Origin of the sequence: Stutzerimonas stutzeri (assembly GCF_051028275.1) — a bacterium.
GTDB classification, from domain to species: Bacteria; Pseudomonadota; Gammaproteobacteria; order Pseudomonadales; family Pseudomonadaceae; genus Stutzerimonas; species Stutzerimonas stutzeri_AS.
Window position 1 is genome coordinate 188,629 of sequence record NZ_CP069269.1, and the last position, 15,627, is coordinate 204,255.

Sequence of the window (15,627 nt, forward strand, 5' to 3'; positions counted from 1 at the left end):
CTGGAACCCGCCGGCCCGCTGCGTTTCAAACCATCGTCCCGTCCGTCCGGAAATCATTCATGCAGATCATCCTGGTGCGTCATGGTCGCCCCGATCATGGCGCCGCGTCGTGGAGTACGCCGGCCGGCATGAAGGACTGGGTGGAGCGCTACAACGCAGCGAGCGTGGTCGCCAGCGAACGACCGGAATCGCTACGCCGATTGGCTGGTTCTTCCGGTGCGGTGGTGTGCAGCTCACTGATGCGTTGCGTGGAGTCGCGTGGGCATCTGAATTGTGCTTGCGAGCATGCTCCCGATCCGTTGTTTGCCGAGGCACACCTGCCGTATCCCGACTGGGCGTATCCGTTGATGCCCTCGCGCATCTGGCGAGTTACCTTTCGCACGGCCTGGTTTTTCGGTTTTGCGAATCACACCGAGCCGGTGAGCGAATCGAGGCAGCGTGCAAGCGCAGCCGCCGACAAGCTGGTCGATCTTGCGCAAACCCATGGAAGCGTGCTGCTGATGGGTCACAAGATCATGAACGCACTGATTGCCACGCAACTGCGTAAGCGCGGCTGGCGGGGGCCTGCGGTGCCGCTCTTGTCGGGCTACTGGCATCCAAGTCGCTATCACAAGTCGTGACTTCGAAAAGGCATAGCCCGCAAGCAAAAAAACCTGACCGACGACTAATACTTACGTTAAATAAGGTTATTGCATGCGCGTAGAGCAGAGGCCGATAGAGATTGACGAAATCACTTACGGCTCATCCGCATGACGTAGATAGGCGTCGTTACATGAACTTGGCGAATAATGGACGGTATTCGAGGCGGAACGAGCAAGCTGCCTGGGTGTTACTAATGCAGCTGCTGCGCAGCTATAGCGAAATGCTTACAAAGGTCGACGGCGATCTCCGCTTCATGTGCAGAATGGAGGTGATTAATCTACACCCACTCTGAAGCGCAGGAAGCGCTCAGGATCAGGATGATCGACCATCGCCAGGACGGCACTCGAAAGGATTCGGAAAGGTCAGAAAAAACCCGCTTCGGCGGGTTTTTGCTTTTGTACCCAAGCGTTTGCACGTGCAGGCCAGTGGGTGCCTGGTACCGGCCTCACTTTCCGCCCTTCACGCCCCTTCTTCACGTTTTTATCTGAAACCGCAGGTGTATCAGCGCGACGCTATTGATTGGCCAAACCGTGCTGATTTGGACGATCTGCATCTTTTTAAAGACGATTTGAGTCCGTACGGATCGCCTCGATGGGCAAGATAGGTTCATCGGCTGACACGCAACGTTAGCCGCTGACCCTACTACTTACCGAGGACCTGACCATGAGCACACTGAACCGCGCACTGACTCTCGCTGCCCTTACGCTTGCAGCCGCAGTATCAGCAGAATCATCCCTAGCAGCCGGTAGCAGCACCGCTGCGGTCCATGGGGCCGAGCGCTCCGAGAGCTATATCACCACGAAAGATGGCGTCAGCCTCTATTACAAGGACTGGGGTCCGCGTGACGGCCAGGTGGTTACGTTCAGCCACGGCTGGCCGTTGAGTTCAGACAGTTGGGAATCGCAGATGATATTCCTGGCCTCAAAAGGCTATCGAGTCGTCGCCCATGACCGCCGTGGCCATGGCCGCTCGAGCCAGCCGTGGGAAGGTAACGACATGGACCACTACGCCGACGATCTGGCGGCGGTTCTGGAAGCCCTGGACCTGAAAGATGCAACCTTGGTTGGTTTTTCAACCGGCGGCGGCGAGGTGGCGCGCTATATCGGTCGCCACGGCACGAGTCGGGTAAAGAAGGCCGTCTTGGTTGCCTCGGTTCCGCCGCTGATGCTCAAAACCGAAAGCAATCCCAATGGTGTGCCGCTGGACGTATTCGACGGGCTTCGTCAGGCCTCGTTGGACAACCGCTCGCAGCTGTATCTGGACATCGCTTCCGGGCCATTCTTTGGCTACAACCGGCCAGGTGCCACCCCTTCACAGGGCTTGATTCAATCGTTCTGGGTCCAGGGCATGCAAGCTGGGCACAAGAATACCTACGACTCGATAGCAGCCTTTTCTGCCACTGATTTCCGAGAGGACCTGAGAAAGTTCGATGTACCCACGTTAGTGATTCACGGCGACGATGATCAGATCGTTCCGATCGACACCTCTGCGCGTGCGTCGGCTGCCCTCGTCAAGGACGCGCAACTCATCGTTTACCCAGGCGCGCCGCACGGTCTGGCGGACACCCACAAGGACCGTTTGAATCAGGACCTGCTGACTTTCCTTAAGCAGTAACTCGCTTACGACCGGCCCTCGCTCGGGGCCGGTCGGCCTTTCTGTTTTTGTAGGAGTGGATGGGCGACGCGCCAGCGTTTCATCCATACAGCGAAACGACGGGTTTGTTCCCGCTATAGCCAAATGCTTACAAAGATCCCAGCCATTGGCTCTTCAGCCTTGTCGATGCCATGGCTAATCTATACCCATCTCTGAAGCGCAGGACGCGCTCAGGATCAAGGAAGATCGACCATCGCCAGGAAGGCAGCCGGACGGATTCGGAATGGTCAGGAAAAACCCGCTTCGGCGGGTTTTTTGTTGCCTGTTGAAAAGGGCGGAGCGGCTGTCACTGATGAGTAACCACGTGCCGCTACGCGGTGCGCTCAGGCGACAGGGCTGATGCCTTATCGCCGCCGAGTGCAAGGATCTGCTCGATCAACCATTGCAAGGCTGCGTCCCGCTCGCGTTGGGCAACGCTGACGATATCCAGCCGGAAACTGCCGAGGTCGAAGGGCAGGTCGAACAGCTGAAGTGGCAGCAGCTCCGCGAAATAGCGTGCCAGCTGCGTCGGCAGTACTGCCGCAAGATCACTGCGCGCCACGATATGTGCAGCCTGAAGATAGTTTGGGGTGGTGTAGACGACCTCGCGGCTGAGGCCGTGTTCTTCCAGCCATTGGTCGACCATGCCGCGCGTCTGGCCTCCGTGGACCCAGAGGTGACGCAGGCGCAGAAACCCCTCGAGGTCCAGCGTTCCGCCAACCAGTGGATGGCCTTGGCGCACCGCGACCTGCAGCGTCTCGCTGGCCCAGTGACGCGTGTGAAAACGCGTCGGGACATCGACGAAGCGGCCCAGCACCAGATCCAGCTCGCCGTCATCCAATGCTTCGGCCGGTAAGTTCGGGGTCAGGTGTTGAATCGCCAGCTGAACACCCGGCGCCACCTTGGCCAAATGCGCCATAAGCGCTGGCATGCAGATCAGCTCGACGTAATCGGTCACGGCGATGACGAAGCGCTGTCGGCTGGTGGCGGGGTCGAATAAATCGCCAGCGTTCAGCGTATGTTCGATCTGCTGCAACGCATCACGAATGGGTGCTTCCAGGCCCAGCGCGCGAGGCGTCGGCTGCATGCCACGGCCGACGCGAACCAGCAGCGGATCATCGAGCAGTTCGCGCAGGCGGCTCAGCGCATTACTGACCGCCGGCTGGCTGAGCGAGAGCCGCTCGGCGGCGCGTGATACGTTGCGTTCGCGTAGCAGAGCGTCTAGTACGCGAAGAAGGTTGAGGTCGAAGTGGTAGATATTCATTCGATGAATCTGAAACATCACAAGACTAAATTTCAAAAATAGTAGCGTCTTCATCTAAGGTAGGTCTTCTGATTTTTCCGCCTTGCGACGAGGACAGCTGCAATGAGCCAAACCCGCTTCGATATCCAGACCGCTGCCGTGATCGGTGCGGGCACAATGGGCCGCGGTATTGTCATGAGCCTGGCCAATGCCGGCGTGCAGGTGCGCTGGCTGGACAACAATCCCGAGATGCTTGAGCAGGCGTTGGGCGTTGTCGCGGATACCTACGCGCATAACGTCCGTCAGGGCCGTATCGACGAAGCTCAAGCGGCGGCCCGACGGGCCTGCATCAATAAGGCAGCCGATTACCAGGCGCTGGCCGATGTGGATTTGGTGATCGAGGCGGTTTACGAAAACCTCGAACTCAAACAGACCATCTTCCGTGAGCTGGACGGCATCGTGAAGCCGACCGGCATCCTTGCCAGCAACACCTCTGCGCTGGATATAGATGCCATCGCTGCCGTTACCGGGCGACCGGAGCAGGTTGTCGGCCTGCACTTCTTCAGCCCGGCTCACATCATGAAGTTGCTGGAGATCGTGCGCGGTGCGAAAACTTCCAAGGCGGTGCTCGATGCGTCCACTGAATTGGGCAAGCGCATGGGCAAGGTCAGCGTAATCGCCGGCAACTGCCCAGGTTTCATTGGCAACCGCATGCTCGCCACCTACGTGCGCGAGGCGCGCATGATGCTGCTTGAAGGCGCTTATCCGCATCAGGTGGATGCCGCGCTGCAGGGTTTCGGCTTCGCCATGGGCCCGTTCCGCATGTACGACGTGGTCGGCATCGACCTGGAGTGGCGCGCTCGTGAGTTGGCTGGCAAAGGGCAGGACGAGCCCGAGGTGCAAATCGACAACCGTCTCTGCGAGCTGGGCCGCTTCGGCCAGAAATCGCGCATGGGCTACTACCGCTATGCCGAGGGCAGCCGCCAGGCCGAGCACGATCCAGAAGTGGATGCGCTGGTGCAGCGCGAGTCCGAGCGGCTCGGCTTCGATCGTCGCGAGATCGGCAATGAGGAAATCCTCGAGCGCTGCCTGCTGGCATTGGTCAACGAGGGCGCGAAGATTCTTGAGGAAGGCATGGCCGAGTCCAGCGCCGATATCGATACCGTTTACCTGTACGGCTATGGCTTCCCGGCCGAAGTTGGCGGGCCTATGACCTGGGCTGATCGCCAGGGCCTGCCGGCGATTCGGGATCGCCTCAACGCAATGGCCGAGCAGCACGGCGCGCACTGGCAACCGGCCGAGCTGATCGATAGTCTGGCCACGCTCGGCGGCCGCTTCGCCGAATACAAGAAGGAGGCCTGAGCATGGAGTACAAGGCCCCCCTGCGCGATATGCGCTTTGTGCTGCACGAGCTGTTCGACGCCACCGGCCATTGCGAATTGCTCGGCAACGGTCTGGACCGCGAGCTGATCGACGGCGTGTTGGAAGAAGCTGCGCGTTACGCCGGCGGCGAGATCGCGCCACTCAATCGCAACAGCGATGAAGAAGGCGTGACCCTGGAGAACGGCGAAGTGCGCACGCCGCAGGGCTTTGTCGAGGCCTACAAGCAGTACGTCGACAACGGCTGGGCGAGCATGACCGGGCCGACCGAATATGGCGGGCAGGGTTTTCCGCAGCTGGTGGCGTGCAACTTCCATGAAATGCTGATGGCGGCATCGCTGTCCTTTCGCATCTATTCAGGTCTGACCGAAGGCGCGGTGCTGGCGCTGTACAAGCACGGCAGCGATGAACTGAGAAATGCCTATTTGGAGAAACTGGTCAGCGGCCGCTGGAGCGGCACCATGTGCCTGACCGAGCCGCAGGCCGGCACAGACCTCGCCCTGCTGCGCACCAGGGCCGAGCCCCAGGCGGACGGCAGCTACACGGTCAGTGGCAGCAAGATCTTCATCTCCGGCGGCGAGCACGACATGAGCGAGAACATCGTGCACCTGGTGCTGGCGCGCCTGCCGGATGCGCCGGCCGGGGTGAAGGGCATCAGCCTGCTGCTGGTGCCGAAGTTCATCGCCAATGCCGACGGCACACCGGGCGAGCGCAACGCGCTGTCCTGCGGTGCCATCGAGCACAAGATGGGCATCAAGGGCGCAGCCACCTGCGTGATGAACTTCGACGGCGCCACCGGCTGGATCGTCGGCGAGCCCAATCAGGGCCTGGCCTGCATGTTCACCATGATGAACGACGCGCGCTTTCAGGTCGGGCTGCAGGGCCTGGGCATCGCCGAGCAGGCGTATCAGGGCTCGTTGGCCTATGCCCGCGAGCGGCTGCAATCACGCGGACTGGCAGGCGTGCAGCACCCGGATAAGGCCGCCGACCCGATCATCGTCCACCCGGATGTGCGGCGGATGCTGCTGACGCAGAAGACGCTGGTCGAGGGCAGCCGCATGCTAGCGGCCTATTGCGCCCGGCAGCTGGATCTTGAGCACGGCCATCCGGAGCCGAGCTACCGCAAGGCGGCGAGCAAGCGCGCTGCGCTGTTGATCCCGATCGTTAAAGCCTTCTTTACCGATATGGGGCAGGAGGTCGCGAGTCTCGGCGTGCAGGTTTACGGTGGCCACGGCTACATCCGCGAATGGGGCATGGAACAGCTGATGCGCGACAGCCGTATCACCCAGCTTTATGAAGGCACCAACGGCATTCAGGCGCTCGATTACATCCGCCGCAAGCTGCTGGGCGATGGCGGCGCGGAGCTGTCGGCACTGCAGGCGGAGTTCAGCGAGATTTGCGACCGGCAGATCGATCGCCCGGCGTTGCATGAAATCGCGAGCAAGGTGCAGGCACGCATCGGCGAATGGCGCGAGCTGAGCGCCGAGATCATTGCCGCAACCGGGCGCGATCCGCAGGAAATCGGTGCGGTATCGGTGGACTTCCTGCAGTACTCGGCCTATGTGTTGTTAGCCGGGCTTTGGTTGCAGGCTGCGGGGCGTGCCCAGGATGCGCTGGAACAAGGCGCGGGCGACGAAGCGTTCTACCAGGCCAAACTAGCCAGTGCGGATTTTTATCTGCGTCGCGTACTGCCACGGGCGAGTGCACACCGCGAAGCGATTCAGGGTGGAGCCGAGTGCTTGATGGCGCTGCCTGAAACAGATTTCGCGTTTTGATTGCAGAAGGCGAGCGCTCGGTAAGCGCTCCATCGTGATGGCGGGCTTGGTAGCCGCTGTTGGCCTGCCAGCTGGCTCCTGCAGGACCGATCGCGTACCCGGCCTGTAAGAGCGCGCTTGCTCACGAAAAGCCGGTTGAAAAGGCCAAACCGCTGTCGCCTCGGCCGCAGATGAGCTATCTAACAAGAGGAATCACCATGCATCCGTTCAGCTTTGCCACAACTGCTCAGTTGATCTGCGAGCCCGGCTCGTCGCGGCGGTTGGCCAGTCTTTGCAAAGAGCGCGAGGCGCGTTCCGTTCTGGTCGTAACCGATCCGGGTATAACCCGCTTCGGCTTGCTCAACGAAGTGTTGCCAGGCTTCGAGACGGAAGGGCTAGCGGTCACCGTCTACGATCAGGTGGTCGCCGACCCGCCAGAGAGCATCGTGCAGGCTGCGGTCGAGCAGGCCAAGGCAGCTGGAGCGGACCTGGTGATCGGTTTTGGCGGCGGCAGTTCGATGGACGTCGCCAAGCTCGTCGCCCTGCTGGCGCACCCGAACAACACCCAGACGCTCAAGGACATCTATGGTGTTGGCAATGCGAAGGGCAAGCGTCTTCCGCTAATTCAGGTGCCAACCACTGCTGGTACCGGCTCCGAGGTCACGCAGATCGCCATCATCACCACGGGCGAGACGACCAAGATGGGTGTGGTCTCGCCGATGCTGCTGCCGGACCTGGCACTGCTCGATGCCGATCTGACACTTGGCCTGCCTCCTGCGGTCACTGCCGCCACTGGTATCGACGCCATGGTGCACGCCATCGAGGCCTACACCAGCGCGCTGAAGAAAAACCCGATGTCCGACCTTCTGGCTCGTGAGGCGCTGCGCCTGCTGGCTGCCAATCTGGACGAAGCCGTGCACAACGGCGGCAATCGCGAGGCGCGCCAGGCCATGCTGCTCGGCGCCTGTCTGGCCGGTCAGGCGTTTGCCAATGCGCCAGTGGCAGCGGTGCATGCGCTGGCGTATCCCTTGGGTGGCAACTTTCATATCCCGCATGGGCTGTCGAACGCACTGGTCCTGCCGCAAGTGCTGCGCTTCAACGTCAGCGCCGCCACCACTCACTACGGCGAGCTGGCGCCGATCATCCTCGGCGATCGGCTGCGTACCGATGATCCTTCGACCTATGCCGAGCAGCTGATCCAGGAGTTCGAGCAGATGAGCGCCCGCGTCGGCTTGCCGACCCGCTTGCGCGACGCGGGTGTGCCGGAAGACATGCTGCCGCAGCTGGCGAAGGAAGCGATGCTGCAGCAACGCCTGCTGGTCAACAACCCGCGCGAAGTTACCGAGGCTGACGCCTTGGCCATCTACCGCGCCGCTTACTAGCTCCATTGGTACGCCGCCTCACCTGCGGTGTACCGGTTTGCTGAACAAGGATTTCCAGATGGCCGAACAACCGCAGCACCTGCGCGCCGACTACCGTCACTTCCAGTCCATCACCACCCGCTGGCATGACAACGACATCTACGGACACGTGAACAACGTGGTCTATTACAGCTATTTCGACAGCGCGGTGAACACCTACCTGATCGAGCGTGGCGGGCTGGATATTCATGAAGGCGAAGTGGTGGGCTTCGTGGTCAGCTCTTCGTGCGATTACTTCGCCTCCATTGCCTTTCCCGATGCGCTGGAAGTCGGCCTGCGGGTCGGCAAGCTTGGTAACAGTTCGGTGCAGTACGAGCTGGCAATCTTCAAGGCAGGCGAAGCGCAGGCCTGTGCGGCGGGGCGCTTCGTGCATGTGTTCGTGGACCGCGCCAGTAACCGGCCAACGCCGATACCGAGTGGTTTGCGGCGGGCGCTGGAGGCGCTGGTCAGCGTCCCAGAGTAAGTCGGTTCTGGCGGCGTTCGGGGTGATTCGATAGGCCGAACCCGCTGATCCGTTTCACAGTGGTGAGTGGATGGCTGAACAGCTCGGCGCTACGGATCGGCTGGCTTTAGTCGTGATGCTTATGCTTGTGCTTCCAGTGACCCTTGGCTTTGCCGGGATGCCCGTAGTAGCGTCGGTCATCACGGTAGCGGCGGTCGCTGCGATCATCATCGTCGCCGTAGGCGTTGCCGATCGCACCGCCGGCGCCACCACCCACGGCTGCACCAATCAGGCCGCCGGTGCTGCCACCGACGCGCTGGCCAATGACGTTGCCGCCCGCTGCGCCGAGCCCGCCACCAATGGCCGCTTCAGTGCGGCTGTGCTTGTCTGCACCCACCATACCGCCCGCGGCACCACCGACACCTGCGCCGATCGTGGCGCCCGTCGAACCGCCGAGATGCTCACCGACAACCGAGCCGAGCGCACCGCCCAGTGCTCCGCCGACGGCGGCTTCGGTGTTGCTACCGGCGAACGCGGCGCCGCTCAACAGGCCCGCGGACAACAACAGAATCGAGGAATACTTCATTGTGAAACCTCTCAGTGAATGGCGACGCGATCCTCACGTCCGGAGGCTGTCTTTCGCAAGCGTTCACCGATGAAAGGTGTGATTCGCTTCGCTTTCCATAAGTCTTTGTTTTGAAAGTTGAACTCGCATCAAGCGAAGCGGTCTCACCTCGCTTGAGCAGGCGGATTCGGGCGCCGTTTTGGTAGGGTAGATATGCCGTTCAGGCAATGACCGATGTGGCGCTCGCCGCGTGCAGCCGAATCGCAACCGACTTGGATGTTGGCGTATGGCTACCGATCCCGACGCTTGCGAGGGGAACCAGCGGATTGGTTTCCGGGTAATAAGCGGCGGCTTGCCCTGGCGGGACGTCGAACGGCAGCAGAGTAAAGCCTTCCACCCGGCGCGTGATGCCGTCATTCCACAGCGACTCGATGTCGACCTTTTGTCCTGATTCGAAGCCCAGCCGGCGGATGTCTTCGATATTGGCAAATACGACGCGACGCTGGCCTCTAACGCCGCGATAGCGATCGTCCAGGCCGTAGATAGTGGTGTTGTACTGATCATGCGAGCGCAGGGTCTGCAGCACCAGATCCGGTTGTTGGTCACTGTCTCGCAACGCTTCGCCGAACAGGCTGGTTGGTAGCGGGTTGGCGATGAAATTGGCGCAGCCACTGGCGGTCTTCCATCGACGGTTCGCGGCGGGGTTGTCCAGGTGAAAGCCGCCGGGATGTTGAATGCGCGCTTCGAAGTCGGAAAAGCCGGGGATGGTATCGCTGATCAATTGGCGGATGCGCGCGTAGTCGGCGACCAGCGCTTGCCAGTCCAACAGTTCATCGCCGAGCGTTGCCTGGGCGATACCCGCAACGATCGCAGGCTCAGAGCGCATCAGCGGCGAGAGGGGTTCCAGCTGACCGTAAGAGGCGTGAATCATGCAGAACGAGTCTTCCACCGTGACGGCCTGGGAGCCGCTCGCCTGATGATCGATGTCGGTACGGCCGAGGCACGGCAGGATGAGCGCTTCCCGTCCGACGGTCAGATGGCTGCGATTGAGCTTGGTGCTGATCTGTACAGTCAACTCGCAATTCTGTAGCGCCTGATGCGTCCGGTGGCTATCCGGCGTGGCCTGGGCGAAGTTGCCGCCAAGGCCGATAAACACTTTCGAGCGGCCTTCGAGCATGGCTCCGATGGCCTCTACCACGTTGTGCCCGGGTTGGCGCGGCACCTTGAAGTCGAAGCGCCGTTCCAGTGCATCGAGCAGCGCAGCGGGGGGCCGCTCGTTGATGCCCATGGTGCGGTCGCCCTGCACGTTGCTGTGTCCACGGACCGGACAGAGGCCTGCACCCGGCTTGCCAAGGTTGCCACGCAAGAGCTGCAGGTTGGTGATTTCCTGGATCGTCGCGACCGAGTGGCGGTGCTGGGTGATGCCCATTGCCCAGCAGATGATCACCCGCTCGGCATCGCGGAAAATCCGCGCCGCCTGTTCGAGCTCGGCCAGGCCCAGGCCCGATTGCCGTTCGATGGTTTCCCATCGGGTTGCGTCCAGGGTCGTCAGGTAGCTGTCGATACCGCTGGTGTGCTGTTCGATGAACGCCCGATCGAACACGGCCGGCTCGCCGTTGGCCTGGGCTTCGCGCTCCCAGAACAGCAGTAACTTGGCAATACCGCGCATGGCGGCCATATCGCCGCCCAGAGCAGGGCGAAAGAAGGCGGTATTTAGCGGCGCCGAGCCGTTAGCGAGCATCTCCAAGGCATGCTGTGGGTGTTGGAAGCGCTCCAGCCCACGTTCTTTCAGGGGGTTGAAACACACCACCTGTGCGCCGCGTGCCACCGCGTCGCGCAGCGGTTCAAGCATACGTGGGTGATTGGTGCCGGGGTTCTGGCCAAGTACGAAAATGGCGTCAGCCTTGGCGAAATCCTCGAAGGTCACGCTGCCCTTGCCCACGCCGATACTTTCGCCAAGGGCAACACCGCTGGCCTCGTGGCACATGTTCGAGCAATCGGGGAAATTGTTACTGCCGTAAGCTCGGACGAACAGCTGGTACAGGAACGCGGCTTCGTTGCTGGTGCGGCCCGACGTATAGAACTCCGCCTGATCAGGTTCTTCCAATGCGTTCAGATGGCCGGCAATCAAGGCGAAGGCTTCATCCCAGCCGATGGGCAGGTAGCGGTCGCTTGCCCTGTCGTAGCGCATGGGTTCGGTCAGGCGACCCTGGTACTCCAGCCAGTAATCGCTCTGTTCGCGTAACTGGCTGACGCTGTAACGGGCAAAGAAGGCCGCGTCGACACGTCGTTTGGTGGCCTCCCAGTTGACCGCTTTGGCGCCGTTTTCGCAGAACTTTACCGTACCGTCCTCAGGCGAATCGCCCCAGGCGCAGCCGGGGCAGTCGAACCCACCGTTCTGGTTGGTTTTCAGCAGAGCACGGATGTTCTTGATCGGTTGTTTGCTGTCCAGCCAGGAACTGGCCACGCTGCGCAGCGCGCCCCAGCCTGCGGCAGCGCCGGAATAGGGACGGTAGCGAGGGCGTTCTTGTTGCAGGCTCATCCTTGGGCCTCGTCTGGTTTAGTGATGTCGGTTGTATCAGCGGGCGGGCTGAATACGCGAGGTGGGCTGCGATGAGGAATATGGATCAGGTTGAGGTTATGCCGCTGGGCCCACTGCGCGGCCAGGCCGGTCGGTGAGGAGAAGCTCACCAGGGTAGGAATACCGGCGCGCTGGACCTTGTGGATCAGTTCCAGGCTGCAGCGACTGGTGACCACCGCAACCCCGCCTGCGGCGTCCTGCCCGGCCCGGCTCAGCGCGCCGATGAGCTTGTCCAGCGCGTTGTGCCGGCCGATATCCTCGCGGCCCAGGATGATCTCTCCCTGTGCATTGATGAACAACGCCGCATGTACGGCGCCGCAGCGTTTCGCGAGAGGTTGAAACTCAGCGATACGCTGGCGCAGATCATCCAGCCAGTGCGGCGGCGGCAAGGGGGTGACGGGCAGCGCGGGCAGCTGTGGCAGCGCCTGTTCCAGCGCCTCGACACCGCACAATCCGCAGCTGGCATTGCCCGGCAACTGGCGGCGCTGCTCCTTGAGCTTCCAGAAGGCGCGACTGGCAATGTCGACCTCGGCGTGACGCCCAGTGCCGCTCCCACTCACGCGAATGTCGTAGATATCCGCCGTGCTTTCAACGATCCCGGCACCAAGGCTGAAGCCGACGACGTAATCTTCGAGGTCCGCCGGGGTGACCATCATCACTGCCTGGCTGAGCCCGTTATAGGCAATCGCCAGCGCGCACTCTTCGGCCAGTTCCACCGGTTCAGGCCGTGCTTCGTCGATCGCCTGGAACTGATAGCGACCACTGGCGTCGATGGGTGCGTCGGTAGCGGGGGGATCATGGGGGAGGCGTGACGCGGTCATTGGCAAGCTCGGCGAATCATGCGGACGGGACGACTGTGCGCGGCTGCGGCTGGATTTTCAATCTTCTCGCGACGGGCACTGTCACTACGATAGCTTCAGCCAGACTGCTTGCCAGCCAGCATGTCGCGTACGCGCATCGCCAGGTCGTCTATGGCGAACGGCTTGCTGATCATGTCCATGCCTGCATCGAGAAAGTCGGTGCTGATTGCCTGCTCCGCATAGCCCGTCATGAACAGCACCCGTAAACCCGGGCGGTGTTCTCGCGCGATGTCTGCCAGTTGCCGGCCGTTCATCCCCGGCAGGCCCACGTCTGAGAGCAGCAAATCAATGGGCTCTCCGCTCTGTAGGATCTTCATTGCCGTGTTGGCTTCAGCTGCTTCCAGCGTGCGATAGCCGAGCATCGTCAATACATCCAGAACCAGCAGCCGCACCGCGGGATCATCTTCGACCACCAACACGGCTTCGCCATGAAGGGATTGCTCCGGCCGGTCTGCATGGAGGCTGAGCTGCGAACTTGGAGCCTGTGGGTTCAGCGAACGGTGGGCAGGCAGATACAGGGTGACTTCGGTGCCGTTTCCCGGTTCGCTGCGCAATTGAACATGACCGCCGGCCTGTCGCGCGAATCCGTAGATCATCGACAGCCCGAGGCCGGTGCCTTGCCCGATGGGCTTGGTGGTGAAAAAGGGCTCGAACGCAGCAGCAAGCACCTTGGGTGTCATACCGCACCCGCTGTCGATCACACTGAGCGTGACGTAGCGACCTGCCGTCAGCTCGCCGATTTCGCCTTGTTGTAGGGTCACGTTCGCGGTCGCCATGTACAGACTGCCACCGTTGGGCATCGCATCGCGGGCGTTGATCACCAAATTGAGCAAGGCACTTTCCAGCTGGTTCTCGTCACTGTTGGCCGGCCACAGGTCCGGCTGCAACAGCGCGTCGACCAGAATATGGCTGCCCAGCGTCCGGACAATCAGATCGCGCATCGACTCTACGAGCTCGTTGAGGTCGACGCGCTTGAGGTTGAGCGGCTGCCGTCGGGCAAATGCCAGTAGGCGATGGGTCAGTGCGGCGGCGCGGTTGGCCGAGGTGACCGCGGCGTCAATGAAGCGCTGGGTTTCATGGTGGCGGCCCGACTGGTTGTAACGCTGGATCAGATCGAGCCCGCCGATGATACCGGTGAGCATGTTGTTAAAGTCGTGAGCGATACCGCCGGTGAGCTGGCCCACCGCTTCCATCTTCTGCGCCTGGCGCAGCGCTTCCTGAGCCTGTTCGCGGCTGTTCATCTCCGTCAGCAAGCGCTCATAGACTTCAGCCAGCGCCGTGGTGCGCTCCTGAATGCGGCTCTCCAGGGTCTCGTTCAGTTCGCGCAGCGCCTGCTCTGCCTGCCAGCGTTCGGTGACATCCTGAGCCAGAACAAAAAAGCCTTCCACTTCGTTGTTGTCGTCGCGACGCGGCAGGTAGTGCACCTGGGTTTGGCGAGGTTTGCCATCGCGGTGAGCGCTGTAAGCTTCGAAGCTCAGCTCCTGACCTGCTAGCGCAGCCTTCACGTGTGCTTTGCGCAGCGCATAACCCTTTTCACCGAGAACTTCTCGGACGCTTTTGCCGTAAAGCGCCTCGGGGCTTAAGCCGAACCAGGTCTCGTAATGTTTGTTGTTGAAACGAAAGCGCTCGTCTCGATCGACGTAGCCGATAAGCACTGGCAACGCATCGGTGATCATCTTGATCTCGGCGTTTCGGCGGCGTAGTGCTTCTTCTTCGCTTGGCCGAAGGCATAGCAGTTGTCCGACGATCAGTTCGCCTTCACGGATGGGGCTGACAGCTATATCGAAGCCAATCTGGCTCCTCGCCGATAAGCCATTGTCGGTGGGGTGGTGGTTGCGCAGCGTGCAGGTATGGTTGCGTTCGGCAAGAGGGCTCGCCTGATGCAGCCCCGGCCAGTTGTCGCCCCAGGTTGTCGCGACCGGAGCGCCTAACGCGTCCGGATGGTAATCGCCGATGGCGGCGGCATGGGCGTCGTTATAGAGCTGCAGACCGGCCTCGCCCCACAGGATGCACATCGGCAGTGGAGCCTCAAGGAGGGTGTCGAGCAGGACCCGCAACGTTGTGGGCCAGCGCTCGATGGGGCCCAGCGCGGTTGCGCTCCACTCGTGCAGGCCGATCCTTCGGCCCATTTCGCTGCGTTCAGAAGGCCAGAATACTGGGTCTACAGCCATAGTTCATCCCTATGTGGCGCGCCCTGAGATAAGGCCCAGCATGCGCTTTAGCGGCGTTCATTTTGTACCTCTACGCAGGGTAGCGGCTACAGCGGTCACGCTTTTAGAACGTTCTTTGCAGCAAGGTGGACACGTGTGGGAATGAGTTAAGCATTTCGGCAGGCCCAGCTTAGAAGGAGAAGCCTTGCAGGCTTCGAATCAGTTCAAGGTAATCGTCGACTGCTGCGAATTCTTCAGTGTTCTTTTTGCCTCGGCGGCTGTCCGGTTCGCTGATGGCCAGCAGGTGGGCGACGCCGTAAGCCTGCGCACTACGCAGGACAGGCAGACTGTCGTCGATGAACAGCGCGGTTGCCGGATCGAAATTCAGGTCCGCTCTCAGCGCGTCCCAGAACTGGGCCTGCTCTTTAGGAAAGCCATAGTCATGAGAGCTGATCAGACGATCAAACCAGGGGGCCAGCTCGATCCGTTCGAGCTTCAGCGATAGGGAATCGCGATGGGCATTGGTGATCAGCACCACGCGCTTGCCTGCATCGCGCAGGGCGGCGAGGAATTCGTCCGCAGCCGGTCGCAGGGCGATCAGGTGAGCGATTTCGCGCTTCATTTCTCGAATCGGCAGATTCAGCTCGCGAGTCCAGAAATCCAGGCAATACCAGGTCAGCTTGCCTTCGTGTTCGTTGAACAGCGGGGCTAATTCAAGCTCGGCCATGGCGCGACTGATGCCGTGCCGTTCGGCGTAGCGCTGGGGCATGAAGTCGAGCCAGAAGTGGTTATCGAAATGTAGATCCAGCAAGGTGCCATCCATGTCCAGCAGGACGGTGTCGATCTCGGACCAGGGCAGCGAAGCGATCATGGCGGGCTCTTGTTCGGCGGTTGGGACAATGGTGCGACAGCGGTCGGCTCGATGCAAAGCGTTCACGGCGATCACGGAAAGCCGGG

12 protein-coding genes are annotated in these 15,627 nt (G+C 61.3%); 6 read left to right on the top strand and 6 right to left on the bottom strand.

Annotated elements, in window-relative coordinates; all coding sequences use genetic code 11:
- Window positions 1-59 precede the first annotated feature (59 nt).
- Together JQR87_RS00880 and JQR87_RS00885 are read left to right on the top strand one after the other, a co-directional pair.
- Window positions 60-620 (top strand): fructose-2,6-bisphosphatase, encoded by a 561-nt coding sequence (locus JQR87_RS00880; RefSeq protein WP_407293560.1) that lies wholly within the window; start codon window positions 60-62, stop codon window positions 618-620.
- A 685-nt stretch (window positions 621-1,305) separates the two neighbouring features.
- On the top strand, window positions 1,306-2,256 hold the full coding sequence (locus JQR87_RS00885) for an alpha/beta fold hydrolase (protein ID WP_407293559.1): 951 nt from the start codon (window positions 1,306-1,308) through the stop codon (window positions 2,254-2,256).
- 349 nt (window positions 2,257-2,605) lie between these two features.
- Here JQR87_RS00885 and JQR87_RS00890 read toward each other — a convergent pair whose 3' ends face one another.
- Window positions 2,606-3,538: a LysR family transcriptional regulator gene (locus tag JQR87_RS00890; protein ID WP_407293557.1), complete on the bottom strand. Its 933-nt coding sequence runs from the start codon at window positions 3,536-3,538 to the stop codon at window positions 2,606-2,608.
- A gap of 102 nt (window positions 3,539-3,640) precedes the next feature.
- Between JQR87_RS00890 and JQR87_RS00895 the strand changes: the two genes are divergently transcribed.
- The 4 genes from JQR87_RS00895 to JQR87_RS00910 all read left to right on the top strand — a co-directional run bounded on the left by JQR87_RS00895 (window position 3,641) and on the right by JQR87_RS00910 (window position 8,535).
- Window positions 3,641-4,879 carry a 3-hydroxyacyl-CoA dehydrogenase gene (locus JQR87_RS00895; RefSeq protein ID WP_407293555.1) on the top strand — a complete coding sequence of 413 codons (1,239 nt, stop codon included), beginning with the start codon at window positions 3,641-3,643 and terminating at the stop codon, window positions 4,877-4,879.
- 2 nt (window positions 4,880-4,881) lie between these two features.
- Window positions 4,882-6,672, top strand: coding sequence for an acyl-CoA dehydrogenase C-terminal domain-containing protein (locus JQR87_RS00900; RefSeq protein ID WP_407293554.1), 1,791 nt, complete (start codon window positions 4,882-4,884; stop codon window positions 6,670-6,672).
- A 197-nt stretch (window positions 6,673-6,869) separates the two neighbouring features.
- The gene (locus JQR87_RS00905) at window positions 6,870-8,033 is read left to right on the top strand and encodes an iron-containing alcohol dehydrogenase (RefSeq protein WP_407293552.1); all 1,164 of its coding nucleotides are present in this window, start codon (window positions 6,870-6,872) and stop codon (window positions 8,031-8,033) included.
- Between the two features lie 58 nt (window positions 8,034-8,091).
- On the top strand, window positions 8,092-8,535 hold the full coding sequence (locus tag JQR87_RS00910; protein ID WP_407293549.1) for an acyl-CoA thioesterase: 444 nt from the start codon (window positions 8,092-8,094) through the stop codon (window positions 8,533-8,535).
- Between the two features lie 106 nt (window positions 8,536-8,641).
- Here the strand turns inward: JQR87_RS00910 and JQR87_RS00915 are convergent, their stop codons facing one another.
- The 5 genes from JQR87_RS00915 to yrfG all read right to left on the bottom strand — a co-directional run bounded on the left by JQR87_RS00915 (window position 8,642) and on the right by yrfG (window position 15,541).
- Window positions 8,642-9,100 (bottom strand): hypothetical protein, encoded by a 459-nt coding sequence (locus JQR87_RS00915; protein WP_407293546.1) that lies wholly within the window; start codon window positions 9,098-9,100, stop codon window positions 8,642-8,644.
- A 199-nt stretch (window positions 9,101-9,299) separates the two neighbouring features.
- A complete protein-coding gene (locus JQR87_RS00920; RefSeq protein WP_407293545.1) occupies window positions 9,300-11,621 on the bottom strand; it encodes an FdhF/YdeP family oxidoreductase in 2,322 nt (773 codons plus the stop codon).
- Window positions 11,618-12,481: a formate dehydrogenase accessory sulfurtransferase FdhD gene (fdhD, locus tag JQR87_RS00925; protein WP_407293542.1), complete on the bottom strand. Its 864-nt coding sequence runs from the start codon at window positions 12,479-12,481 to the stop codon at window positions 11,618-11,620. Before fdhD ends, JQR87_RS00920 begins: the two co-directional genes overlap by 4 nt.
- A gap of 95 nt (window positions 12,482-12,576) precedes the next feature.
- Entirely contained in the window at window positions 12,577-14,691 is a 2,115-nt protein-coding gene (locus tag JQR87_RS00930) for a PAS domain-containing protein (RefSeq protein ID WP_407293539.1), read from the bottom strand.
- Between the two features lie 169 nt (window positions 14,692-14,860).
- A complete protein-coding gene (gene yrfG / locus JQR87_RS00935) occupies window positions 14,861-15,541 on the bottom strand; it encodes a GMP/IMP nucleotidase (protein ID WP_407293536.1) in 681 nt (226 codons plus the stop codon).
- Window positions 15,542-15,627 lie beyond the last annotated feature (86 nt).